21 protein-coding genes and 6 tRNA genes are annotated in these 25177 nt (G+C 37.7%); 6 read left to right on the top strand and 21 right to left on the bottom strand.

The window, feature by feature from the left end; all coding sequences use genetic code 11:
• The first annotated feature begins 56 nt into the window (after positions 1–56).
• Positions 57–2336, top strand: a complete 2280-nt coding sequence (locus tag PK943_00225) for a 3'-5' exonuclease (GenBank protein ID HRN77645.1) — start codon at positions 57–59, stop codon at positions 2334–2336.
• Between the two features lie 555 nt (positions 2337–2891).
• On the opposite strand, the gene PK943_00220 is transcribed toward PK943_00225, so the two are convergent.
• Positions 2892–3422 (bottom strand): hypothetical protein, encoded by a 531-nt coding sequence (locus PK943_00220; GenBank protein HRN77644.1) that lies wholly within the window; start codon positions 3420–3422, stop codon positions 2892–2894.
• A gap of 16 nt (positions 3423–3438) precedes the next feature.
• Positions 3439–4437: a tryptophan--tRNA ligase gene (gene trpS, locus PK943_00215; protein ID HRN77643.1), complete on the bottom strand. Its 999-nt coding sequence runs from the start codon at positions 4435–4437 to the stop codon at positions 3439–3441.
• 148 nt (positions 4438–4585) lie between these two features.
• Between trpS and PK943_00210 the strand changes: the two genes are divergently transcribed.
• Genes PK943_00210 through PK943_00190 form a run of 5 tightly spaced genes read left to right on the top strand, consistent with a single transcriptional unit; the run spans position 4586 to position 8152 of the window.
• Positions 4586–5044, top strand: coding sequence for a DUF6165 family protein (locus tag PK943_00210; protein ID HRN77642.1), 459 nt, complete (start codon positions 4586–4588; stop codon positions 5042–5044).
• A gap of 9 nt (positions 5045–5053) precedes the next feature.
• The gene (locus tag PK943_00205; protein HRN77641.1) at positions 5054–5836 is read left to right on the top strand and encodes a hypothetical protein; all 783 of its coding nucleotides are present in this window, start codon (positions 5054–5056) and stop codon (positions 5834–5836) included.
• Positions 5790–6170: a hypothetical protein gene (locus PK943_00200; protein ID HRN77640.1), complete on the top strand. Its 381-nt coding sequence runs from the start codon at positions 5790–5792 to the stop codon at positions 6168–6170. Before PK943_00205 ends, PK943_00200 begins: the two co-directional genes overlap by 47 nt.
• A gap of 14 nt (positions 6171–6184) precedes the next feature.
• A complete protein-coding gene (locus PK943_00195; GenBank protein ID HRN77639.1) occupies positions 6185–7507 on the top strand; it encodes a phosphoglucosamine mutase in 1323 nt (440 codons plus the stop codon).
• Between the two features lie 15 nt (positions 7508–7522).
• Positions 7523–8152: a DUF502 domain-containing protein gene (locus PK943_00190; protein HRN77638.1), complete on the top strand. Its 630-nt coding sequence runs from the start codon at positions 7523–7525 to the stop codon at positions 8150–8152.
• Positions 8153–8157: 5 nt separating this feature from the next.
• On the opposite strand, the gene PK943_00185 is transcribed toward PK943_00190, so the two are convergent.
• The 19 genes from PK943_00185 to PK943_00095 all read right to left on the bottom strand — a co-directional run bounded on the left by PK943_00185 (position 8158) and on the right by PK943_00095 (position 24894).
• Positions 8158–9117: a hypothetical protein gene (locus PK943_00185; protein ID HRN77637.1), complete on the bottom strand. Its 960-nt coding sequence runs from the start codon at positions 9115–9117 to the stop codon at positions 8158–8160.
• A gap of 21 nt (positions 9118–9138) precedes the next feature.
• Positions 9139–9930: a ribonuclease PH gene (gene rph / locus PK943_00180; GenBank protein ID HRN77636.1), complete on the bottom strand. Its 792-nt coding sequence runs from the start codon at positions 9928–9930 to the stop codon at positions 9139–9141.
• Between the two features lie 9 nt (positions 9931–9939).
• A complete protein-coding gene (gene pnp / locus PK943_00175) occupies positions 9940–12021 on the bottom strand; it encodes a polyribonucleotide nucleotidyltransferase (protein ID HRN77635.1) in 2082 nt (693 codons plus the stop codon).
• Positions 12022–12080: 59 nt separating this feature from the next.
• Positions 12081–12350 (bottom strand): 30S ribosomal protein S15, encoded by a 270-nt coding sequence (rpsO, locus tag PK943_00170; GenBank protein HRN77634.1) that lies wholly within the window; start codon positions 12348–12350, stop codon positions 12081–12083.
• Positions 12351–12404: 54 nt separating this feature from the next.
• A tRNA-Val gene (locus PK943_00165) sits at positions 12405–12479 on the bottom strand.
• Positions 12478–16605, bottom strand: a complete 4128-nt coding sequence (gene rpoC / locus PK943_00160) for a DNA-directed RNA polymerase subunit beta' (GenBank protein ID HRN77633.1) — start codon at positions 16603–16605, stop codon at positions 12478–12480. Before rpoC ends, PK943_00165 begins: the two co-directional genes overlap by 2 nt.
• The gene (gene rpoB / locus PK943_00155; GenBank protein ID HRN77632.1) at positions 16598–20923 is read right to left on the bottom strand and encodes a DNA-directed RNA polymerase subunit beta; all 4326 of its coding nucleotides are present in this window, start codon (positions 20921–20923) and stop codon (positions 16598–16600) included. The genes rpoC and rpoB overlap by 8 nt, the downstream gene beginning before the upstream one ends.
• Positions 20924–21012: 89 nt before the next feature.
• Entirely contained in the window at positions 21013–21396 is a 384-nt protein-coding gene (rplL, locus tag PK943_00150; GenBank protein ID HRN77631.1) for a 50S ribosomal protein L7/L12, read from the bottom strand.
• Between the two features lie 49 nt (positions 21397–21445).
• The gene (gene rplJ / locus PK943_00145; GenBank protein HRN77630.1) at positions 21446–21973 is read right to left on the bottom strand and encodes a 50S ribosomal protein L10; all 528 of its coding nucleotides are present in this window, start codon (positions 21971–21973) and stop codon (positions 21446–21448) included.
• Between the two features lie 13 nt (positions 21974–21986).
• Complete coding sequence (gene rplA / locus PK943_00140) at positions 21987–22679, bottom strand: 50S ribosomal protein L1 (protein HRN77629.1); 693 nt, start codon at positions 22677–22679, stop codon at positions 21987–21989.
• 18 nt (positions 22680–22697) lie between these two features.
• The gene (rplK, locus tag PK943_00135) at positions 22698–23123 is read right to left on the bottom strand and encodes a 50S ribosomal protein L11 (GenBank protein ID HRN77628.1); all 426 of its coding nucleotides are present in this window, start codon (positions 23121–23123) and stop codon (positions 22698–22700) included.
• A gap of 19 nt (positions 23124–23142) precedes the next feature.
• Positions 23143–23667: a transcription termination/antitermination protein NusG gene (gene nusG / locus PK943_00130; protein HRN77627.1), complete on the bottom strand. Its 525-nt coding sequence runs from the start codon at positions 23665–23667 to the stop codon at positions 23143–23145.
• Between the two features lie 24 nt (positions 23668–23691).
• On the bottom strand, positions 23692–23895 hold the full coding sequence (gene secE, locus PK943_00125) for a preprotein translocase subunit SecE (GenBank protein ID HRN77626.1): 204 nt from the start codon (positions 23893–23895) through the stop codon (positions 23692–23694).
• Positions 23896–23951: 56 nt separating this feature from the next.
• Positions 23952–24027, bottom strand: a tRNA-Trp gene (locus PK943_00120).
• A gap of 7 nt (positions 24028–24034) precedes the next feature.
• Positions 24035–24193 (bottom strand): 50S ribosomal protein L33, encoded by a 159-nt coding sequence (gene rpmG, locus PK943_00115; GenBank protein HRN77625.1) that lies wholly within the window; start codon positions 24191–24193, stop codon positions 24035–24037.
• Positions 24194–24250: 57 nt separating this feature from the next.
• Positions 24251–24326, bottom strand: a tRNA-Thr gene (locus PK943_00110).
• A 116-nt stretch (positions 24327–24442) separates the two neighbouring features.
• Positions 24443–24518: transfer RNA gene (locus PK943_00105), tRNA-Thr, on the bottom strand.
• Positions 24519–24534: 16 nt separating this feature from the next.
• Positions 24535–24611, bottom strand: a tRNA-Gly gene (locus PK943_00100).
• A 198-nt stretch (positions 24612–24809) separates the two neighbouring features.
• Positions 24810–24894, bottom strand: a tRNA-Tyr gene (locus PK943_00095).
• Positions 24895–25177: the final 283 nt, after the last annotated feature.

Here is a 25177-nt window from a genome sequence, read left to right as displayed (position 1 = left end):
ATTTAAACCAAATTAATTTATACTATGCTTCTATAAACTTGATTATTTGGAGTACTATGCATAAAGATACCTCCTTCAACACATTTTTATCCACAGAACTAAACCAAGCACAACAACAGGCAGTCACCCATAAAACTGGCTCTATTCTTGTGGTCGCCGGTGCAGGGTCAGGTAAAACGCGAGTAATTACAACTCGAATTACTAACCTTATAAAAAATCACGCCGTCAACCCGCAGTCTATTATTGCACTCACCTTTACCAATAAAGCCGCAACTGAAATGCGTGAACGTATTATCAAATTTTTAGGCACAGAAGAATCGTTGCCGTTCATAGGGACTTTTCATTCTTATTGCGTACGCATGCTCAAGCAGCATCAGGATAAATTAGATGCACCATTTTTTTCAATATTGGATGAAGATGACAAATGCAAACTTATCAATAGCATTTTACAAAAAAGCAACCTGCAAAAACAAATAAGTGCACGGCAAGCAGCGTATCAAATTTCGTATGTAAAAAATCATACCGTCAATCCAAGTAAACCAGCACTTGATACCCTACACAACCCACTCATGCATGATATTTTTTATGCATATGAGAAAGAAAAAAAAATAAGCAAGTGTTTAGATTTTGATGACCTTTTGCTTGAAACCGTCCACCTATTTGATACACACACAGCATTTAAACATGAGTTTCAAAAAACAATACAACACATACTTGTTGATGAATACCAAGACACTAACACAGTACAGCATGCACTACTCAAACACATGGCACTTGCAAACAAAAAGTTTGCCGCAGAATCTATCTGTGTAGTTGGCGATGAGGATCAATCTATATATTCATGGCGTGGGGCAACAGTAAGCAATATTTTAAACTTTACCAAAGATTTTCCCAAAACAACTATCATAAAAATTGAACAAAATTATCGCTCGGTACAACCGATATTGGATGCAGCCAATCATGTGATTACACATAATCAAGAACGCAATCCAAAAAAATTATGGTCCGACAAAAAAGGTAAAGATCGTATTCGTTTACTCACTACACTTACTGAATATCAAGAAGCCGCCACTATTGTCCACTGTATTGAAGCATTGCATGCATCAAAAAAAACACAGGAAATTGCAATTTTGTATCGTACTCACTCGCAATCACGCGCGCTGGAAGAAGCACTTATTAGACAAAATATTACGTACAAAATTATTGGTGGTATGCAATTCTATGAACGTAAAGAGATTAAAGATATTTTGGCTTATTTACGCTTGATTATAAATCCTTTTGATCGTACTTCATTCTTCAGAGTCATTAATACACCTGCACGTGGATTAGGAGAAAAATTTGAGGAACTCGTATATGAAACATGGCAACAAGAACCATTTTTAACCTTTATTGATGTGCTCAAAAAACTTATTGATACCAAAGAAATTACCGGAAATAAGCAAAAATCTGTAGAACAATTCCTGTTCGTGATCAATGGGCTTGATGCCATGAGCACACCATATCAAGCAACACAACAAATTATAGAACGCAGTCGCTATCTTGCATATTTGAAAGATGCACATGAACCAGAAGACGCTCGTGCACGTATTGAAAATATGCAAGAACTTATTAAAGCAATGCAACATTTTGAAACAGAAAACATCACAACCATTACACAATTTATTGAAGAAGTTACGCTCATGCAAGAAAAACAACATGAGCAAGATACGACTCAACAGCCGGTGCTTATGATGACGTTGCATGCTGCAAAAGGGTTAGAATTTGATACCGTAATTATTGCGGGTCTAGAAGAAGGTCTATTACCATCTGCACGTTCACTGACCGATAGCCTTGCAGTAGAAGAAGAACGCCGTTTATTTTATGTCGGGATTACTCGTGCTAAAGAACGCTTACTCATTACGCACGCAAAATACCGCTATTCATACGGCCAAATGGTTGACCAAGTAGCATCACGATTTGTGTCAGAACTACCACAGTCTGGTATTAAACATGATGATTGTACGTACTGGAAAAATTATCAAACACAAACATACTTTGGTGATTGGCTTGGTACACCACCTATAAAAAATGAATTTCAATCATTTGCTATGCCAGCATCAGTACGAGAAACTACCAAGAAAAAATCATGTGTATCTCAACCAAAAACTGCTGTTTCACCTACAAAAAAAGGTTCTCAACTACCTACTGCTATACGAAAAAACAAAATTGTTACACATAAAAAATATGGCGTTGGAGTTATAGAACATACTGAGACTCGTGGCGAAAAAACGTATGTAACCGTAAAATTCAAAAGTGGAAGCAAGAAAATTTTGGCAACATTTTTAGAAAATGTTTGAAAAAATTTTTATTTATTTTTTTACTTTGATCCTATTTTTTTTAATTTTGTAAGTTTGCCTTATGCAGGCAGCATCCAGCCGTCGCCAAGGCTATGGCGGACACGGCCAGACCTTTTGCTTGTACAAAAGGTCTGGACTAAAATACACAAACAGCTTGTTTGATCCTTCTTCCGCGCAAACGCACGACACTCAGGCCTGCGGCCGAGGTCTACGATGCGCTACCGGATTCTTTATGTTATGTACTGGTTCATTCGCGCTCATAGTAACAATCCGCAGCCGCGTGTATCATACTGTCGACTAAAATTAGCACAGTGAATTTGATTAACTTAAAAATATGAGCAGAAAATATAGGCGAGAGTTTGTCGTATGAGCGCTAAAGAGAGATTAAAAAGAGATTCTTCTCTTTTTTGCCCTTGTATCAAATATATTGGGCAAACAATATATTTGCCCCGCGCGGGAAGCGCAAAGCTTGTGATAAAATAAAGATAAATCTAAAACAAAAAAATTATACATTAATAGATCAAACTTAGTTTATCCTGCTCGGATGGAGCACTCCTAAATTTTCAATTCCGCTGCCAATTGTAACGATCCTGCCAAATCTCTATCTTCTAATAAAAATATAGTTGGATCAGTAAGCATAGCACCAATGTCCGCATCTTTATCGAGCATTACATCTTTACCAATTTGCTTGCCACTTGGTAACACAACACCCTCACCCGGCGTAATAAAGTAGCCATCATTGGTATGGACAATTTGATATTCAATCCCCTGTACCGCCGGATTATCATTCAAATACGGACCTTCCCATTTTTTTGGATATACTAAGTTCATTGGCCCGACCTCTGAACTCTTGAACGCAACCACATTCAGGAAATTAATTGGATTTTTTTGGTAATCAAAACTCAAAATTCTACATGTCTTATGAATACGCTCAAAAATACCTTTTAGCTGAGCAACATCTGCCGCAATCAATAAACCACTTTCTTCGCGCATCTCATAGGTATCTTGTTTAATCCCAACAAAAAAAATTACTAGTATAAACACACAAATACTGATCAATATTGCATACTTACTTACACTATTCATATACTCCCCTTTTTTATTATTTTTTAAAATAATCCAACTTCATAGCACTACGCACTTCATCCATGGTTTGTTGAGCAACCTCACACGTACGCTGTGTACCTTCTTGCAATAATTGCATAATTGCTTGTGGATCTTTTGCTAATACAGCACGACGCGTACGGATCGGATCTAAAAAATTATTGAGCACTTCAATAAGACGCTTTTTGAGTGTTACATCGCCCAATCCACCACGTTGATAATGTTCCTTTAATTCTGCAACTTCTTGTATATTTGGATCAAATACATCAAGATAGGTAAATACAACATTACCTTCCACCTTCCCAGGATCCTGTACACGAACATGATCTGGGTCGGTATACATGCTCATCACTTTCTTTGCTACCATATCTGTAGTATCTGAAAGATATATAGCATTGCCGAGCGTCTTGCTCATTTTTGCTTTGCCATCTGTACCGGGAAGTCGAGAAAATTTGGAAACTAATGCGTGTGCTTCAGGAAACACCGGACCATAAATACGATTAAAACTTCTGACAAGCTCATTTGTTTGCTCAATCATAGGCAATTGATCTTCGCCCACTGGTACCAAAGTACCTTTGACTATCGTAATATCAGCTGCTTGATGTACCGGATACACTAAAAACCCTGCTGGCAGCGATTCACCAAATCCTTTTTGTTGTATTTCTGCTTTTACCGTTGGATTACGTTTGAGCCTATTGACAGTGACTAGATTCAAATAAAAAACGGATAATTCTGCAATTTCAGGAATCATTGACTGAATAAATATAGTTGTTTTTTGTGGGTCAATTCCAATGGCAAGATAATCCAGTGCTACTTCAAGTACATTGCTACGTACTTTTTCTGGATATTCAAAGTTATCAGTTAATGCTTGTGCATCTGCGATCATCACATATTGTTTATGTGTGTTTTGTAATTCAATGCGTTGCGCAAGTGAACCGACATAATGCCCAAGATGTAAAGGACCCGTCGGGCGATCCCCCGTTAATACAATTGCCATGTATAATTCCTTATGCAGATAAAAAAGCCTTTTTTGACAATATACCCAAGCATATACCAAAAGGCAATCAGGCATGAACCTTTACGTAGCTATTATTTTTTAGTATGCATAAATTTACCATCATATTTTCAAAAAAAAGGAATACAGTATGAAACCACATTATATGACAAGTCTCGTAATTTTTCTGATATTCACCGGTAGTCTTTATAGTACACAAATAAATACCGTCCTTGCAGAAATAGGCATAGGTGAACTTATAGATAAAATAACCATTCTACAAATTAAAAGTGAGCGCATAACCGATCCTAAAAAATTACAGAACGTTCAAACTGAGTTAACAACGCTACAAGCTACCTATAGCGAGCATATAACTACCAATAAAGATCTTGAAGAACTTACCAATATGTTACGTAAGATTAACGAAAAGTTATGGGATATAGAAGATGCTATACGTCAAAAAGAATATACAAAAAATTTTGACGCAGAGTTTATAGCTCTTGCTCGATCTGTATATATTAATAACGATTTACGAGGCCGCATTAAACATACTATTAATAAATTATGTGGATCACACATAGTTGAAGAAAAATCATACGCTGCGTACTAAGGAGAATATATGATCATCCCATTTGGTTGGCGTGACGGTATTGAGATTTTATTTTTCTCAGGAATTTTTTATTACCTGGCGCTCTGGTTACGCCAAGATAGAAAAAGCAATCTTCTGTGGTATTTTTATGGATACTGTATTGCAATATGTACTGCATATTTTGCTGCACTGAGTAGTGTAAGTTTATTTTTGTTACTTTGTTCTCCTATAATTATCATGCTATTCATGGTAATCCATCAAGAAACCTTGCAACGGAATTTTGTTGCTCTTAAGAATACACCTCCGACACAACCGATACATACCAATTGGCTAGAAATTTTTATGCAAGGCTGCCTCATTGCTATGAACAAAAATAAAACAATCACCTGTATTATTGAACGTACTGATAGTATGCAAGAACTAGTCCAAACAGAATGTATACTCAATACCCCGCTAAATACACTTTTAATGGAAACTATTTTAACAAGCACGACATACAGTCAAGACACCATGCTTTGGATCAATGATTATGGTATGTTACGTGGTATTAATACCAAATGGCATACCTGGCCAGAGCATGCAAACTGGCTAGATTGCGCATGCATATATACTGCTAAAACCGATGTACTCATACTCCACTGCAATCCAAGTACACGGTCTTTTACGCTTGTTGTTGATGGCAATTCAATAGATAACGTTAACACGCAACAAATCCAACACCTCTTGCAAAAATATGTTTATATAAAAATAAAAAAAGGAAATAAATATGGGATTACTCCGCAAAACAATATTCAACAAGAACGCACCCCTTAAGGTTTGTTCTCTCGCATTAGGCTATACGTTTTGGTATGTATTTGGAAACTTGTTTACTATAAACATTACTACTGATGTACCATTATGTTTTTTCAACACATCGCAGCATCTATCTATTCAAGCTCCTGATACCGTACAAATTATTTTATCTGGTAAACGTACACAATTACAAACCTTGGATACCAATCACTTAGCCATACACATCAATGCACAAGATTTACCTATTGGTACCCAGCCACTCCGCATTACACAAGCCACATTATTTTTGCCTGATTCTATTAAACTGGTACACTATGAACCAACACCAGTAATTGTTACAACTACCATATCATAACAACACATAGCATTATGACACGCAACATATTTGGTACCGATGGCATTAGATCCCCTGTTGGCACTTCACCATTTACTCGTTCTGAACTTATTCAACTTGGTTGTGCCATTGGTCAATGGGCATGCGAATATTACAAAAAAAATAATGTTCGCATACTTCTTGCGCAAGATACGCGTGAATCAGGTAGCTTTATTACTGCAGCATTAGCAACAGGATTGTTACCCTATGGTATTGATTTAATACATGTGGGCACCTTACCAACACCCGCGTTATACTACATACAAAAAAAATATGACGCTGATTGTTGTATCATGGTTTCTGCCTCACATAATCCTTATCAAGACAACGGCATTAAGATATTTGACACGCTCAACAATAAATTATCTGTTATGGCAGAGGAATACATTACGCAACTATTTTATTCTACTCTACCAACTAGCTACACGCAGTTGGGCACCCTACATTATGCTACCAATGCCATTGATTATTATATACAAGGCATTCAGAGTTTGTTTCCAAAAAAATTCTTGGATGGTAAGAAGATAGTACTCGATTGCGCACACGGTGCCACAAGCTATACAGCTCCTGCATTATTCCAAGCACTTGATGCACATAGTATCATTATCAATAATACACCTACGGGGAGAAATATTAATGATAACTGCGGCAGCATATATCCACAAATCCTACAACAGACAGTTATAGATGAACGTGCTGACATTGGATTCGCATTTGATGGTGATGGCGATCGTATTATTGCAGTCAACAAATATGGTGAAATAAAAAATGGTGATGATATATTGGCACTTCTCATTAATCATCCACGCTATGCATGCGAACAAACTATCGTTGGCACTATCATGAGCAATCAAGGATTAGCTGCATTCTTGCATCAACATAACAAATCATTTATACGAACTCACGTAGGTGATAAATATATTGCAGCTCAATTACGCACGCAAAACTTATTGCTTGGTGGCGAACAATCCGGCCATATTATTTTATATGATTACCAGCCAATTGGTGATGGTGTAGTTACTGCACTCCATATTTTAGAAACACTAATTGCTACTCAGAATTGGAATATGCATACTTTTGAACCATTTCCCCAAGTACTCATTAATATCCCTATTGCTCATAAGAAAAATTTAGACGATCCTTCTCTCCAAGAAATTATAGCCCAACATGAGTCGCAGCTGGATAATGGACGTATTGTTGTTCGATATTCTGGTACAGAACCATTACTGCGTGTTATGGTAGAAGAAAGAAATAAACATACTGCGCATGAGATAGGCACTCAACTTGCACACATATTACAACAACAACTACGCGCATAATGAGGAGGAATTATTATGCAATTTGTAACCCGTATGCTTAGAAAAACACTCGATACTTTGTGGCTGCTCTTTCTACAAGGCTTATTGACGATACTCCCTATCACACTCACCATTGTACTATTTCACATAACGTTTAGACTTTTTGCTACTTGGGTTGCTCCAGTACGGGGATTAGTACCTACCACTTTTCTGAGTAACGTTCCTCACGCAGAAATTTTTATTATAATTATTGCTATCTTCGTGCTGGGTATATTTTTGAGATTATTTGTACTACATCCAATTATTCATGCGCTTGAAGCACTTATTGTACAAATTCCCCTGGTACGCCCCGTATATGCAGGTATCAAACAATTAGTACAAGCATTCAGTTTACAGGATAAGATTACCTTCAAACGAGTTGTTCTCATTGAATTCCCCCGCAAAGGTATTTATAGCCTTGGATTTTTGACTAGCGAATTACCTCAAGCAATATCACCTGATACGATAAATCGTTACTTTAATGTGTTTGTTCCCACTACACCAAACCCAACAAGTGGATACTTCATCATAGTGCCAGAACCTGAAATAAAAACTATAGACTTAACTCGCCAAGAAGCAATGGCCATGATTATCTCTGGTGGCATTATTCAACCTGAACGATTTTAATCTAATTACTTTACTATAAATTGGTTGCAAAAAAATTTAGAAAAAAACAGATCAAGCACATGCTCATTACCACCATTTTTTAAACGAAAGTCTATTGCATACATCATAGCATGCGCCTGTTTTAATTCACGCATACTATAATTACGCCACTCACGTTGTATAAATGTAAACGGTAAACGAAAGGCCATCTTTTTTGCATCATCCTTTTTATTTTTTTTGTGCAATTGTAAAAATCCATGTGCACGCCACAATTGTTCAGCCCAATATGCAACCCAAAATTGTGGTGAATACTCATGCTGGATACGTACCCACAACGGAAAGAATAGCCGTGCATCTTTTGCAAAAAAATGCGTGCTTAAAGCAAACAATGATGCTTTGGGTGTAAGGATATATGCAAGCCAATCGTCTAAAAATGATGATAATGATGCTACATTCAATAATTGCCCATACTGTGCCAGCATACAAAATCCATCAAGAGCTATTTCTTTATGCCGTGCAAACACTGCTTGCGCAAATTGTTGTGCATGAGTAGCATCAAAACCGCATAACGTCTGAAGAAGATCAATAGCATGTTGCTTATCAATATATTCAGGAATATCAATATATATCGTATCTTTTGCGTGGTAAGATATATCCTCATGTAATGCAAAAAAAACAACCCGATTGGGTCCTAAATAATTCCGTACATATTGTAGAAATTCTTGTTTTATTTTTTGATCAAGCACAGAAACAGCACGCATCCAATACAATGTACTAGTACCTAAAAAACTAGTAGATAATCTACCTTTGATATCTGCCATATTCTGTTCTTCTAAATCACACGACTCAATACGAAGTGTCTTGTTATTTTTTAGATAGGTAAACAAACGTGAAAAAAATAAAACTGGATATGTGTTTTGGCTACGAAAACATATAACCGGATTGGTATGATCAGTAACCTGAGCAACTATAAATGGTATATTCATGATGCTTATGGTATCGTATGCTTATCTATTTTGCAAACTAAACAATGGACCAGATTTTTTTCGTTTGAACACGGTATCCTTTTTTTCTGGTTCAGTAGATAGATTATCTAGTGCAGAAAATAACTTTGTTATGCTTGCTCGTGCAATAGTATGTATCTCTTGCAATTGTTCCCACGTGATTGGTTCTTTTTCAGCGCTACTTTGTAACTCAATAATATCGCCAGACTCTGTCATAACTACATTGCAATCAGCACTCAAATTACTATCCTCTGCATAATTTGGGTCGGCAATGACATAGCCATCTTTAATACCAATAGATATAGCAGCTATGGCCTGTGTAGTAATTGGTTCTCTAATAAGTTTTGTTTGTAACCAATGCTTTTCAGCTTGTTGTAATGCCAAACTTGCTCCGGTAATTGCAGCTACACGTGTACCACCATCTGCTTGTAATACATCACAATCAATTAGAATGGTACGTTCACCAAGTGCAGTTAAGTTAACCATCATACGCAATGCTCGTCCGATAAAACGAGAAATTTCGGTTGAACGACTATTTTTCTTCATAAGAGAAATTTCTCGAGGAATGCGATCTTTAGATGAATTGGGTAACATCGCATATTCTGCGGTAAGCCAACCAATATGTTGACCTCGCAAAAACGGAGGCACATTATTTTGTATGGTAACGGTACACAGCACCTTAGTATCACCAATACTCAATAATACCGAACCATCTGCATAACCGAAAGCATTATACACGATATTAACCGGACGTATCTCTTGAGCAGTACGTCCGTCTATGCGCTGTATACTCATTGATAGAACCTATTGTTCTAACAAACGAAGACTTGTACGACCAGAAACCGGATCGTGGTCAAGTACTTCTACTTTCACCACTTGGTCAACGGTAAAATGTTTCATGAAGGTTTTTTGCAATGTACGTGGTATATTCGATACATGCACAAGACCATCTTGTCCTGGTACTAATTCCACAAAGAGACCGAATTCAGCTACTTTGCGAATTTTCCCTTCAAAAATCTCACCCTTGTCAATTTGGCCAGCTAATGTACGCACCCAACGAATTGAAGCTTTAACATCTGCTTTAGGACCTCCAAATATTTTGACGGTTCCGTCTTCTTCAATATCAATGGTTGTGCCAGTTTTGTCAATAATTTCACGAATAGTTTTGCCACCAGTACCGATCACTGCTCCAATTTTATCAGTATCAATTTTGATAACGGTCACTTTTGGTACAAGATCAGACAATGGATATGGCTTATCAATTACTTCTTGCATTTTACTCAAGATAAATAATCTACCTGCACGTGCTTGCTCAAGTGCTTTTTCAAATACTTGACGAGATAATCCACCTTTATATTTAATGTCCATCTGAATAGCAGTAATACCTTTGTCTGTACCAACTACTTTAAAGTCCATTAATCCAAAGGCATCTTCTAAGCCGGAAATGTCAGAGATTACTTTGAAACCACCTTTTTTGCTTTGGAGTAAGCCCATCGCAATACCGCTTACCATTTTCTTAATAGGAATACCGGCTTGCATCATAGCCATAGTAGAACCACACACGGTCGCCATAGAACTTGAACCATTTGATTCTAAAATATCTGAGCTCACTAAAATGGTATAAGGAAATTTTTCTTTTTCTGGTAATACATAGGTAAATGCTGAACCAGCCAAATATCCATGACCAACTTCACGTCTACCTGGACCACGCAAGAAGCGAACTTCACCAGTAGAAAATGGTGGGAAATTATAATGCAACATAAATGTTTGCTCTTGTTCCCCTTCTACCATAACACTCTCTAATCGCTGTGCATCCTGGCCACCGCCAAGGGTAACACTTACCAATGCTTGCGTTTGTCCGCGCGTAAATAATGCCGAACCATGTACGAATGGCAATACCCCAACTTCACCTGATATGTGGCGAATTTGATCATCAGCACGTCCATCTACTCGCTTGTTTTTAGCAAATACTTGTTCGGTTAATTTTTCTTTTAATACATCATCGAATATATAATTTAGTACTTTGCTTGGCACTTCAGTCGTCAAAATTTCTTCTGCATACTGTTGAGTAAATTGCTCACGCAAACTGGCAAGATATAGATTACGTTCTGCTTTATCTTCTATATACATGCGATCAACATGATCATCGGTCAAGAACTTATTAATACGATCAGTCCATGTTTCCCAATTATACGGATCAGCAATTTCTTCTTTTTTATTGCCAATTTTTTTGGTCACTTCTTCTTGCCAGCTAACTAATTCTTTTATGTGATCATGAGCCTTAAATAATACATCAATAAACTCTTCTTCTGAAAGTTCATTTGTAGAACCTTCAACCATACAAATACCTTCTTGGGTACCTGCAATAATAATACGCATATCTGATGCCACGCTTTGAGGATACGTTGGATTCATTATCCATGCACCATCAACACGACTAGCTTCAACCATGCCAACTGGACCCAAGAATGGAATCTTAGATGTTTGTAACGCCATTGATGCTGCTATAAACGCCGCTGCTGCTGGATCATGCTCTTTATCAACAGAGTACGTAGTAATAATAATTTGCACTTGATCAAAAAAATTAGCTGGAAATAACGGACGCAATGCACGATCAATCATACGTGAGGTAAGGACTTCACGATCAGAAGGCCGACCTTCGCGTTTAAAATATCCTCCTGGAATCTTACCGGCAGCAGAATATTTTTCACGATATTCTATAGTAAGCGGTAAAAATCCCGGAAAATCTTCTGACGGTGCAGATACAACGGTTGCTAATACAACAGTACCACCTTGTTTAAACCACACAGCACCATCTGCTTGGCGTGCTATTTTCCCTAACTCAACCTCATAGCCAAACTTATCTAATTTAAACGTTTGTACCATTGTAATTAACCTACCTTGTATAAAATTTGCTACGTTGTATATAATGATTTATTAAATATTTACTTACGTAGTCCTAGTTTTTGGATCACGTCAAGATATTTTTCTGCATTTTTTCGTTCGATATATTGCAAAAAATTGCGACGATCACACACCATCTTTAACAAACCGCGTTTTGAGCTGAAATCTTTTGGATTTTTTTGACAGTGACTAGTCAACTGATTGATATTTTCTGTCAACAACGCAACTTGTACTACCGCTGAGCCTGTATCTTTTTCATTGATACCAAACCCTTGTATTATTTTATCTTTTTCTGCTTTTGTTAATGCCATTTGATCTTTACCTTATTAAAATACTATTATTCAACCATTTCATACTTAACTTAATGGTAGGCGCGAGCGGGATTGAACCGCTGACCCCTGCTACGTCAAAGCAGTGCTCTACCACTGAGCTACGCGCCTAAGCTACTTCAGCTGTGCCATTCATACGTAATGCCTGTTCTTCTCGTTGTGCTTGACGTTCTAGCTCAGACAAATCATCACCTATGTATTTTTCCTTGAATGACTTAATACCTGTACCTGCCGGAATTAATTTACCAACAATTACATTTTCTTTCAGACCATACAAGTGATCAACTTGACCTGCGATGGATGCCTCTGCCAAAATACGTGTAGTTTCTTGGAAAGATGCTGCTGAAATAAAACTTTCTGTACCTAGCGATGCTTGTGTAATACCCATTAACACCGGCTTAGCAGTCGCAACACGCTTACCTTCTGCCTGTAACAATGAGTTAACATTCGCAAAGTGAATACGATCCACTTTATCCCCTACAAGGAATTCACTATCACCTGGATCAGTCACACGAACTTTACGCATCATTTGACGCACAATTAATTCGATATGACGATCGTTAATATCAACACCTTGTAAACGATAAATTTCTTGAATTTGATCCACTAAATAGCGCTGTACAACATCTGGACCAAGAATACGTAAAACATCATGTAATATAGGCACGCCACTTGTAAGTTGTGCGCCAGCGCTTACATGCTCACCATCAACTACGTTTAATTGTTTACCACGTGGTATAAAGTAATCAAATGATTCTGCACCAGACACCACACTTACTTTACGTAATCCACGATGTAAGCCGCCAATTACTACTTGCCCATCTATATCAGAAATAATTGCTGCATCTTTTGGTTGACGCGCTTCAAATAATTCTGCAATTCGTGGCAAGCCACCAGTAGTAATATCTTTGGTTTTTGATACCGCACGCGGTGTTTTAACCAAAATCTCACCAATTGAAACAAATTGATTTTCTTCAACGTTCAAGTATGAACCTGCCGGCAAGTAATATTGAGCTATTTCATTGCCTTCATCATCAACAATGCTTAAAGCTGGTTGATATTTTTCACTACGTGTTTCAAGTATTATATGATTTGATTTACGAGTTGCCTCATCAAATCGTTCTTGAATGGTTATGTTTTCAATGAGATCAATAAACTGAACTGTACCAGATTTTTCTGTAAGCAATACTTTGTTATGCGGATCCCATTCAGCAAGTTTGGTACCTACGGTAACATCTTGTCCATCAGTTACATATATAACTGAACCATATTCTATTGGGTGACTTTGCAATTCACGCCCATCTTGAGACATAATTAGCAAACGCCCCTTACGGCTCATAACTAATGACTGGCCTTCTTTGTTTTTCACTACACGAATGTTGCGCCATGAAATTACACCATCAGATTTTGCCACAAAAAACGGTTGTGCTGACAATCCACTAGCTGTACCACCAATGTGGAATGTTCTCATGGTCAACTGTGTACCGGGTTCACCAATAGATTGTGCTGCTATAATACCTGCGGTAGTACCAATATCTATTAATTTACCTTTTGATAAATCGTAACCATAACATTGTGCACATATACCACGTTTTGCTTGGCATGTAGCAACTGAACGTACATATAATTTTGATACGGCAGAATTATTAATTTTTTCCATATCATTTCGCGTAACTATATGACCTTGTTTGAATAAAAGCTCTCCAGTAATAGGATCTTTTACATCGGTAGCAAGTACGCGACCAAATACACGTTCAACCAATGAGTAAATAACATCTCCAGCTTCTTTTAAATCTTCGATTTCAACATACCCAAGAGTTCTACAATCATCAATTGTGATTACAACATCTTGTGCAACGTCAACCAAACGACGAGTTAAATAACCTGAGTTTGCTGTTTTGAGCGCAGTATCTGCCTGACCTTTACGAGCACCGTGTGTAGAAATAAAGTATTCATACACATGTAACCCTTCTTTCAAGTTAGTTTTTACTGGCGTTTCCATAATCTCACCAGTTGGTTTTGCCATAAGACCACGCATACCTACTAACTGCTTAATTTGCTCTTTAGAACCACGCGCACCAGAATCAAGCATCATAAAAATAGGATTAAATGGTTTAAACGACTTATCCTTATTTAAGAATGCCTCTTTATCCTGAAGCTCAAGTTCTTTGTACATAGACGATGCAATATCTTCAGTCGTATGACCCCAGATACTAATAATTTTATTGTAACGTTCACCATTAGTGATAACGCCATCCATGTACAATTGTTCTGCTTTTTCTACGTCTTGTTCCGCTTTTTCAATCAATGCATCTTTATTGGCTGGAACAACTAAATCCGCGATAGAGAATGATATACCAGCTAATGTTGAATAATGGAATCCAAGTTTTTTAATCTTGTCCAAACTCACTACAGTTGCCGGACTACCAAAACGGTAATACACGCGTTCTACTAATTTTCTCAAATCACTTTTTTTGAGTACTTTGTTGACCCAATTGAAATCTGCACCTTTTGGCAATGCTTCGTATAAAACTACACGGCCCGTAGTAGTTTGCACAATTTCATCATTAGGTAACCGTAACTTAATTTGTGCATGCAAATCAACTTGACCAAATTGGTATGCAGTAATCACCTCATTCACGGTCCCAAAAACAATACCTTCACCTTTAGCACCTTCACGCATTTTTGACATGTAATGAAGACCTAAAATCATATCTTGCGATGGTACGGTAACTGGACGACCACTAGCCGGTGACAAAATATTTTTAACTGAAAGTATTAGCTCTTGGCTTTCTTTTTGTGCATTTTCACTTAACGGTAAATGTACCGCCATTTGGTCACCATCAAAGTCAGCGTTGAACGCTGCACACACTAATGGATGTATACGAATAGCTTTACCATCTACTAATATTGGATAAAATGACTGAATACCTAGTCGATGTAGTGTTGGTGCACGGTTCAAAAGCACAGGTCTATTTTTAACGACTTCTTCCAATACATCCCATACTTGAGGATCTAATTCATCAACCATACGACGCGCTACGCGCATATTGGTAGCAGCCTCACGCTCCATCAATCCCGCAAAAATATATGGCTTAAATAACTCTAATGCCATAGCTTTTGGAATACCACATTGGTCCATACGTAATTCTGGATCAACCACAATTACAGAACGTCCAGAATAATCAACACGACGACCAAGTAAGTTTTGACGGAAACGACCTTGCTTACCACGTAACATTTCACTCAATGATTTGAGTGGACGACGGTTTGAACCACGTACTGGCTGACCGCGACGACCGTTATCAATTAACGCATCAACCGCTTCTTGTAGCATGCGTTTTTCGTTTTCAATAATAACCGATGGTGCTTCTATTTCCATCAAACGCTGCAACCGTATATTTCTATTGAGTACACGGCGATATAATTCATTCAAATCTGAACTTGCAAATCGACCACCTTCTAAAGGTACCAATGGTCTTAAATCTGGAGGGAGTACTGGTAATACCGTCAACACCATCCATGATGGTTTTGCTCCACTTTGCTGTAATTCAGATAAAACTTTGATACGGCGCATGAGTTTATGACGCACTGCAACCGATGTTGTTTTTAAATATGCATCTTTCAACGCTTTTAATTCGGTTTCAAGATTCATATTTTCTAATACAGTACGAATAGCTTGTGCACCAATTTCTGCGATAAATTCTAAATCATCTGGATGAGCATCAAGATAATCTTCATATTCCAGTTTACTCAACAACGTTTTGACTGGATACGGAGAATTACCTTGTTTTACTACCATGTATGAATCAAAGTAAATAACGCGTTCAAGATCTTTAACTGGCATATCCATAATTAAACCAAGATAACTTGGAATACCTTTTAAAAACCAAATATGACATACAGGAGCTACTAATTCAATATGCCCCATACGCTCACGACGTACGCGAGATTGAATTACCTCAACGCCACATTTTTCACATGTTACACCGCGATGTTTCATCCGTTTATATTTACCACAATTACACTCCCAGTCTTTGACTGGACCAAAAATACGTGCACAGAATAATCCATCACGCTCAGGCTTTAGTGTTCGGTAGTTAATTGTTTCAATCTTTTTTACTTCACCATACGATAATGAACGCGTCTTTTCTGGAGAAGCTAACCCAAGCTGTATGGCATTGAAACGGGTAATACCAATGTATTCTTTAAATCTTTCCAACATCCGATTACTCACTGACAGTCTCCTTGCCAAGCTTCAAGAGATCAACTTGCAAGCCTAAGCTTTGCAATTCTTTAATCAACACATTAAATGATTCTGGTACACCCGGCTCTGGTACGTTTTCTCCACGCACAATCGCCTGATATGCTTTATGACGCCCCGTTACATCATCTGACTTGTATGTCAACATTTCTTGGAGCGCATATGCCGCACCGTATGCTTCTAATGCCCACACCTCCATCTCACCAAGACGTTGTCCACCTTGTTGAGCTTTACCACCAAGTGGTTGTTGTGTTACCAATGAGTATGGCCCAACAGAACGCGCATGCAATTTGTCATCAACCATATGATTTAATTTCATGATATACATATAACCAACGGTAACTGGCTGATTAAAATACTCACCAGTACGACCATCACGTAAGTTAAATGATCCACTCATTGGAATACCAACTTCTTTCATTAATGGCTTAATGTCTTCTTCAAATCGTGCACCATCAAATACTGGTGTTTTAAAGAACACACCATTTTTTGCAGTATGACGAGCTAATTGAAGCACACCATCTTTGCCATATAATTTTTCATATGAATCAATGACATCATTACCATAAAACTTGATGAGCTCTTTTTTAACAAAATCATAACCTTTATTTTCAATTATATCTTGTAGCTGCATACCAAGTTTTTTACCTACAAGCCCAAGCGTTGTCTCTAAAATTTGACCAACGTTCATACGAGATGGTACACCTAATGGGTTCAGCACTATATCAACCGCTTGGCCATCTTCTAATAATGGCATATCTTCTCGCGGTACAATATTTGAAACCACACCTTTGTTACCATGACGGCCTGCAAGTTTATCACCAGCTGAAATTGGTCGCTTCATTGCAATATACACTTTAACAACCTTAATCACACCCGATGGTAATGTATCGCCCTTCTTCAATTTATTGATATGCTCATCTTTTAAATTCGTTAAAATACGAACCTGATTTTCATATCCATCTTTAAGTTTTTTGATAATATCATTAGCTGATTTGTCTTTTGCTTTTAGTTTGAACAATTCAACTATTGATTCATTCTGTAAACTATCTTTATCAAATTTTTGTTTGAATAATAAACCTTTGATAGTTGTTGAAGCCGGTTCTTGCCCATGCAATTCTTCGCGTACTTTTTCTGCAATCATACGACCAAGTGAAGTAATATGCTGTGCAAAATTCGTTTCAACCTTTTCAATTTGCTTATTAATTTCTTCTTTATAACGCTTATCTTTACGTACCCCGCTACGTGAGAATATTTTCACGTCAGCAACAGTACCTTCGACTCCAGGCGGTACGCGTAATGATGTGTCTCGTACTTCTCGTGATTTTTCACCAAATATTGCACGTAATAATTTTTCTTCTGGTGAAAACTGTACATCACCTTTTAGGGTAACTTTACCTACAAGAATATCCCCAGGTTTAACACGTGTTCCAACGCGTACAATACCATCTTCATCCAAACCAATTAATGCAGATTCACTGACATTTGGAATATCACGTGTAATTTCTTCTGGACCAAGCTTAGTATCTCGCGCATCTACAACATATTCATCAATATGTACAGATGTTAATACATCCTCTGAAACAAGGCGCTTATTTAAAACAATTGCGTCCTCGAAGTTATATCCATTCCATGGCATAAAGGCAACAATTAAGTTTGCTCCTAGTGCAAGCTCGCCATTAAAAATTGCTGAACCATTAGTAAGAACATCACCTCTTTCTACACGATCACCAACACGTACAATTGGCGTATGATGAATCCAGGTACTATAACTTGAGCGTTGAAACTTATCTAAATAATACGTATCAACACCTTGAGATATCCACTCATCTATATGTGCAAATTCATGTTCAGGTGCACGCACAATAATTTTTTCTGATGATACATACTCTACAGTACCAGTTCGTTTTGCCGTAATAACTGCACCAGATGCTTTGGCAATAGATTTTTCCATACCAGTACCAACAATCGGTGCACTCGTTTGTATTAATGGCACTGCTTGTCGTTGCATATTTGCACCCATTAATGCACGAACTGCGTCATCATGTTCCAAGAATGGAATTAATGCTGCGGATACCGATACGAGTTGTTTTGGTGACAAATCAATATAATCTATTTTGTCAGTTTCCACGTTTATAAAGTTACCGCCATGTCGCGCAAGAACTTTATCGCCTTCTAATTTTTTAGAACCTGGTTTAAGCGCATCTGCCTGTGCAATATAATGTTCTGTTTCTTGGAAAGCATCCATAAACACAACATCATCCTGTATTTTGCCATCTTTTACTGGAGAATATGCAGTTTCTATAAATCCTAAATCATTAACCATAGCATATGTTGCTAATGATGAAATAAGACCAACTGTTTGACCCTCAGGAGTTTCAATTGGACAAATACGACCATAGTGAGAGTTATGTACGTCACGAATTTCATACGTAGCACGATCTTTCATAACGCCGCCAGGCCCAAGAGCAGACAATCTACGTTTATGTGCAATTTCAGCTAATGGGTTGGTTTGATCCATGAATTGTGATAATTGTCCCATGCCAAAGAATTCACGAACTACCGCACTTAATGGTTTTACATTCAAGAAATCTTGTGGCATCAATGCCCCATGAGCTTCTTGCATTCTAAATCGTTCACGAACAATACGCTCAATACGCATAAAACCAAGATACATTTGGTTATTTAATAATTCTCCAACCAAACGAACACGTCGGTTGCCCAAATGGTCAATATCATCCAATTCGCCTTCACCACGTTCACGTAAATTCACCAAATAACGCATAGTAGCAACTATGTCTTCTTGCGTAAGAACAGCACGATCTTCTGGTCCATTAAGACCAAGTTTACGATTCATGCGAATACGACCAACTTTAGTCAAGTCGTAAAACCTACTATTAAAGAATAGATTTTCAAATCGCTCTTTTATTTCTTTTAATGAAGAACTATCACCAGGCCACACTTTTGCGTGTAAATCTTTAAGCGCATCTTCTAGTGTAAAAGAACGATCTTGCGTTAATGTCATCGCTATAGTTGGCTGGAATACATAACCAGATGATTGAATTAAACTGAATTCAAATTTTTTATGTTTTTCAATCAAATCTAAGTAATCTTCAGAGCACACCGTACCTTGCTCAATAATAACTTCTCCAGTTTCTGGATCAATTACATCTTTTGAGAAAACTCTGTTCAACAAGCCAGTACGTTTAAGCACTAATTTGTCAATCCCTGCTTTTTGTAGACGAGATAAAACTTCTTTAGTTACCCGTTTACCTACAAATGCCTTCTCATGTTCTTCTGGAAGCATACCACGTTCAAGACGTTGCCCAAGCAAACTTGCGTCAACAACACAGTAAAATGCACCTTTTTCATACACAATGGTATCTGATGCATAAAACATTGGAATAATTGCATCTCGCTCAATTCCAAGCGCTTGCAAGAACGTTGTAGCTAATAATTTTTTCTTTTTATCTATACGAACATATAAGTGATCATTACTATCAAATTCAAAATCAATCCATGAACCACGCATTGGAATAATACGTGCTAAATAGAATGGGCGTCCACGAAAATCTTTACCTTTTTTACTTTGTGAAAATACAACGCCAGGTGAACGATGCAACTGACTCACAATAACACGGTCAACACCGTTAATTAAGAATGTACCAAGATTACCAAGTTTAAATCGACCACCTTCTTCATAAAGATCAGCCATAACAGGAATATCAGTAAAGAAAATGTCTTGTTCTTTAATATCGCGAACTAACTTATTTCCTTTATCATCAACATCCCAACTTGTAAGTTGCATTCTAACTTTAAGTGGCATGCCAAATGTTTGACCACTTGAACGACACTCAGCAAGAGTCATTGGCAATTGCACTACTACACGAGCCAAGCAATTTGAACACGTTTTGTAGCGTGCACTTTGCTTAGTACACGATGGACAGCTAAAATCATTTGGTAAACGAGAGCAGCCAGTTTTTTTGCACGCAGAACAACTCCATGTGTAGCGGTTCTCAATGCCAGTTAATTTTCCACAGGTACAAGCCCAATTGCCTAGCTCATAGCTAACATATTCTAGTGATAATTTATCTTCATGCTCAATCGGAAACACATCGCGTAGTACACGTTCTAAACCAATCAATTGTCGTTCTTCTGGTAAGTAATCCAATTGTACAAAATCATTAAACGACGTAGATTGAATTTCAATTAGGTTAGGTACCGGAACTATATCTTGTACCCGACCAAACGATCTACGCACCGCGCCTTTACCCGTACGAAAGTTAGACATTCAGCCGCTCCTCGTTACTCCAAATAATTGTCCATACAACAAATAACGTTCACCCCACTCATGCAAAACATAAAAGCTTCCACAAAAAATTATGAAAGCTCCACTTTTGCACCGGCTTCTTCCAACTTCTTCTTAATTTTTTCTGCATCTTCTTTAGGAGCAGCTTCTGCAATAACTGAAGGAGTTTCGTCAACAGCTTTTTTAGCATCTGACAAACTTAAACCTGATACTACTTCACGTAATGCTTTGATAGTTTTAATTTTTTCAGCACCAGATTCTTTCAAAGTAACTTTATACTCTTTTTTCTCTGCTGCTGGAGCTGCTGCTTCAGTAGCAACTGCTGGCGCACCTGCTACCATTGGCATTGCTGCAGAAACACCAAATTTGTCTTCCAACGCTTTAACTAAATCAGCTGATTCTAACATTGTTAGACTACCAATTTCTTCAACCAATTTTTCGATTTTGGATGCCATGATGGTCCCCATTTCCTGTGATTAAAAATTAACTACTTTACTTACAACACTAACTTTGTTTTTTATTTTGAATCTCTTGTAATACCCACAAGAGTCGCACAATAGATGTATGCATTACGCGTACAAGATTACTGCTTGGGGCCTGAATCCCGCGACATACTTGAGCAAGTAACACCTCTCTTGATGGCAATTGAGCAATGCGTAATATACCACGCTCATCCAACACCTGAGAATCTATGTACCCAACCTTCAAAACTAACGCCACATTATTTTTTGCAAATGTATGCAAAACCTTTGCAATCGCTGGTACTTCTCCTGCTGCAAACACAAGACCTACTTGGTTTTTGAAATGCTCAGCTATATCTTGCGCACCATCAATACCTTCAGCCGCACGCTTCATGAGACGCGCTTTAGCAACTTGTAAGCGCCCACCTTGCTTGCGAAGCTCTGTACGTAATGTTTGCATTTGATCAACAGTCAATCCTTGATATCCTACAAGAAAAGATGCATTGCTGCTAGCAAAGTCATTACGCAATTCTTGTATAACTTGATCTTTTTGTTGTCTATTTAATGCCATAACAACCTCTTTCCTACATTAACTCATCAGGATTAACTTGGACCCCTACCCCCATCGTTGATGAGAGAGTCATTTTCTTGAGATATTTACCTTTTGATGCTGCTGGCTTTGCTGCAACCAATGCTCTGATAAAAGCAGATAAATTATCTTTTAACTGGCTTTCATCCAAAGATACTTTTCCAAATGCAAAATGTACAAGACCACTTTTGTCATTTTTGAAAAATACGCGACCTTTTTTCAGATCAGATACTACCTGTTCAACATCAAAAGTAACGGTGCCTAGTTTTTTATTTGGTAATAATCCTCGCGGCCCTAACGCACGCGCTACTTTACCAACTAGCCCCATAAGATCTGGTGTTGCAACTGCATAATCAAAGTCCATCCAACCACCAGAAATTTTTTCAATAAGATCTTCTGCACCAACATAATCAGCGCCTGCTTTCTCAGCTTGTTCTGCGTAATCACCTTTTGCAAAAACCAACACACGGGATTTTTGACCACGTGCATGAGGCAATACAACAGAACCACGTACTACTTGCTCACCTTTGGAAGCATCAATGCCCAAATTGATATCTACATCAACTGATTCATCAAACTTAGCAAATGCCAGTTGCTTGATCTTATTTAATGCTTGATCAACCGGCAAAACGGTGCTTTTATCTACCGCTTGAACCGCTTTGCTATACTTTTTTCCATGTTTTGCCATCGCGCACCGTCCCTACCATTAATCAATAACTTCTACACCCATACTGCGTGCACTACCAGCAATAATTTTCTTAGCTTGCTCAATATCATGTGCATTCAAATCTGGGAATTTAACTTTTGCTATTTCTTCAATATCACTCCAAGAAATTTTACCCACTTTATCAGTGTGCGGCTTAGAGGATCCCTTTTTTAAATTAATTTTCTTTTTAATTAATTCAGTAACCGGAGGTGTTTTTAAAATGAAAGAAAAAGTACGATCTTTATAAACCGTAATTAAAACTGGGATAGTTTGACCTTTTTGGTTTGCAGTTTGCGCATTAAACTGTTTGCAAAAATCCATAATTGGAACACCATGCTGCCCCAATGAAGAACCAACTGGTGGAGCTGGCGTTGCGCCGCCTGCAGGAATTTGTAACTTAATCTGTGCTTTAATTTCTTTTGCCATAGTTTTAACCTATGCTCGCTTATCGTTTAACTTGATGAAACCCTAACTCTACTGGCGTCATACGCCCGAAAATGCTCACCATCACTTTTAATTTCTCATTTTCTGAATCAACGCTTTCAACAATGCCTACAAACCCTGCAAATGGACCATCTGCAATGTCAACTTCACTGCCCACAGAAAATTCTTCTTTTTTAGGACCAACCTCAATTTCACCTTCGACTTGCTTTAAAATGCGATTGATTTCTTTTTTAGATAGTGGAGCTGGCTCCTTACCTCCTAAAAATTTCAATACGCGTAAACTTGATGTAACAAGCCGCATTGTCTCTGGTTTCATTTCCATTTCAACTAAAATATAACCAGGAAACAACTGCTGATCACTTTCTTTTTCATCAACAGATTCAAAGAATTTTTTTAATTTTGCTGACGGCACAAATACCTCACCAAATTCATCTTGCATCGACTGTTCTGCGATACGTTTCTCGATGTCAGTTTTTACTATTTGCTCATACCCAGCATAGACCTGGACAACATACCACCGTTTCATGTCGTTACATCCTGCCTGTCAACGTTAATAACCACCATAAAGTGAAAATATATATTTTGCTAATTGAGAAAATCCGAAATCAAGTGCCCCCAAGTAAATGGAAAAAATGCAAACTAAAAAAAGCACTACAATTGTAGAGCCTATAAATTCATCCCATTTAGGCCAAACTATTTTAGTAAGCTCAACCCGTACGTCACGTAAAAAGTGAATTGCATTTTTTGCTAACATGGTGCTCTGATCCTACCTTACAAATTTTTATAATAATACACCTTCACTCATGTTATTGGCAGGCCAGGAGGGACTCGAACCCCCAACCAACAGATTTGGAGTCTGCTACTCTACCAATTGAGCTACTGGCCTAGGTACTTTACTTTGTCTCTTTATGTGCATTATGCTTGCGACAACGTGAACAGTATTTACTTAATTTAAGTGTGCCAACTGTTCTTTTTTTCCCTACAACCTGTGTGTAATTTCTTTCCTTGCATTGTTCACATACAAGATGAGTAGTAACTCTATTTTTTGCCATAATTTTTTAACCGTTCCCATTCGCCTCGATGTTGTTTATCAATTTGGTTGGTGACACTGGAGCCCGCGACCGGACTTGAACCGGTGACCTCTCCCTTACCAAGGAAGTGCTCTGCCAACTGAGCTACGTGGGCCCAAATCCTTGTAAAAGCGTATTTCCTTACTATTTAATATAGATAGAGTAAATTAAAAATTGTAAAAAGACAACATAATTATAAAAACTTATACACCTTGTAAACATTGTATTTTATGGAGCTGGTGATAGGATTCGAACCCACGACCTGCTGATTACAAATCAGCTGCTCTACCAACTGAGCTACACCAGCACACATTACAATATTTTGGAGCGGGAAACGGGACTCGAACCCGCAACCTACAGCTTGGAAGGCTGTCGCTCTAGCCAATTGAGCTATTCCCGCCTTTTTTGGCGGATTTATGTACCTCAATCCGCTGTACATTAATTTCAAATTTTTATAGTTGCAAGAATGCCGAAAAACTATTGTACACTTCTTATAATTTTAATCAACACTGATTTTGTTAAAATAAAACCTTTTATGATACAGACTTCAAGACAGGCTACCAGTCATAGCTTGCCAGGCTTGAAAACTCGAATAAACTGGTGGCGAGAGCAGGATTCGAACCTGCGAAGGCTGAGCCAGCGGATTTACAGTCCGCCCCCGTTGGCCGCTTGGGTATCTCGCCATCTGAAAACTAGGGATTTCAAACAAAAGGTTCGTGACTCTATAATATTGTTTTTATAGGAGGATTTCAACTTAATTTTGCAGTTTTTTGAGTTTTTTGCCATTTTTGCACTAAATGGGGTTATCTTCTGGTAGTTCCCAAGGGAAAACCTCCTATCCTAGCCATTTGTAACCTAGGGCTTTTGCTTTAAAATCCTTTATATACTAGACTGTTATACATAAATATAAGGAAACAATAGAGCTTCTTTCTATAATTTCTATATGAAAACTTCTTAAGGGGCATT

The sequence above is a fragment of the Candidatus Dependentiae bacterium genome (assembly GCA_035445995.1).
Taxonomy (GTDB): Bacteria; Babelota; Babeliae; order Babelales; family Vermiphilaceae; genus DAOMRS01.
Note: the sequence above shows the minus strand (reverse complement) of the source record. Positions and strands in the feature narration are given on the sequence as shown.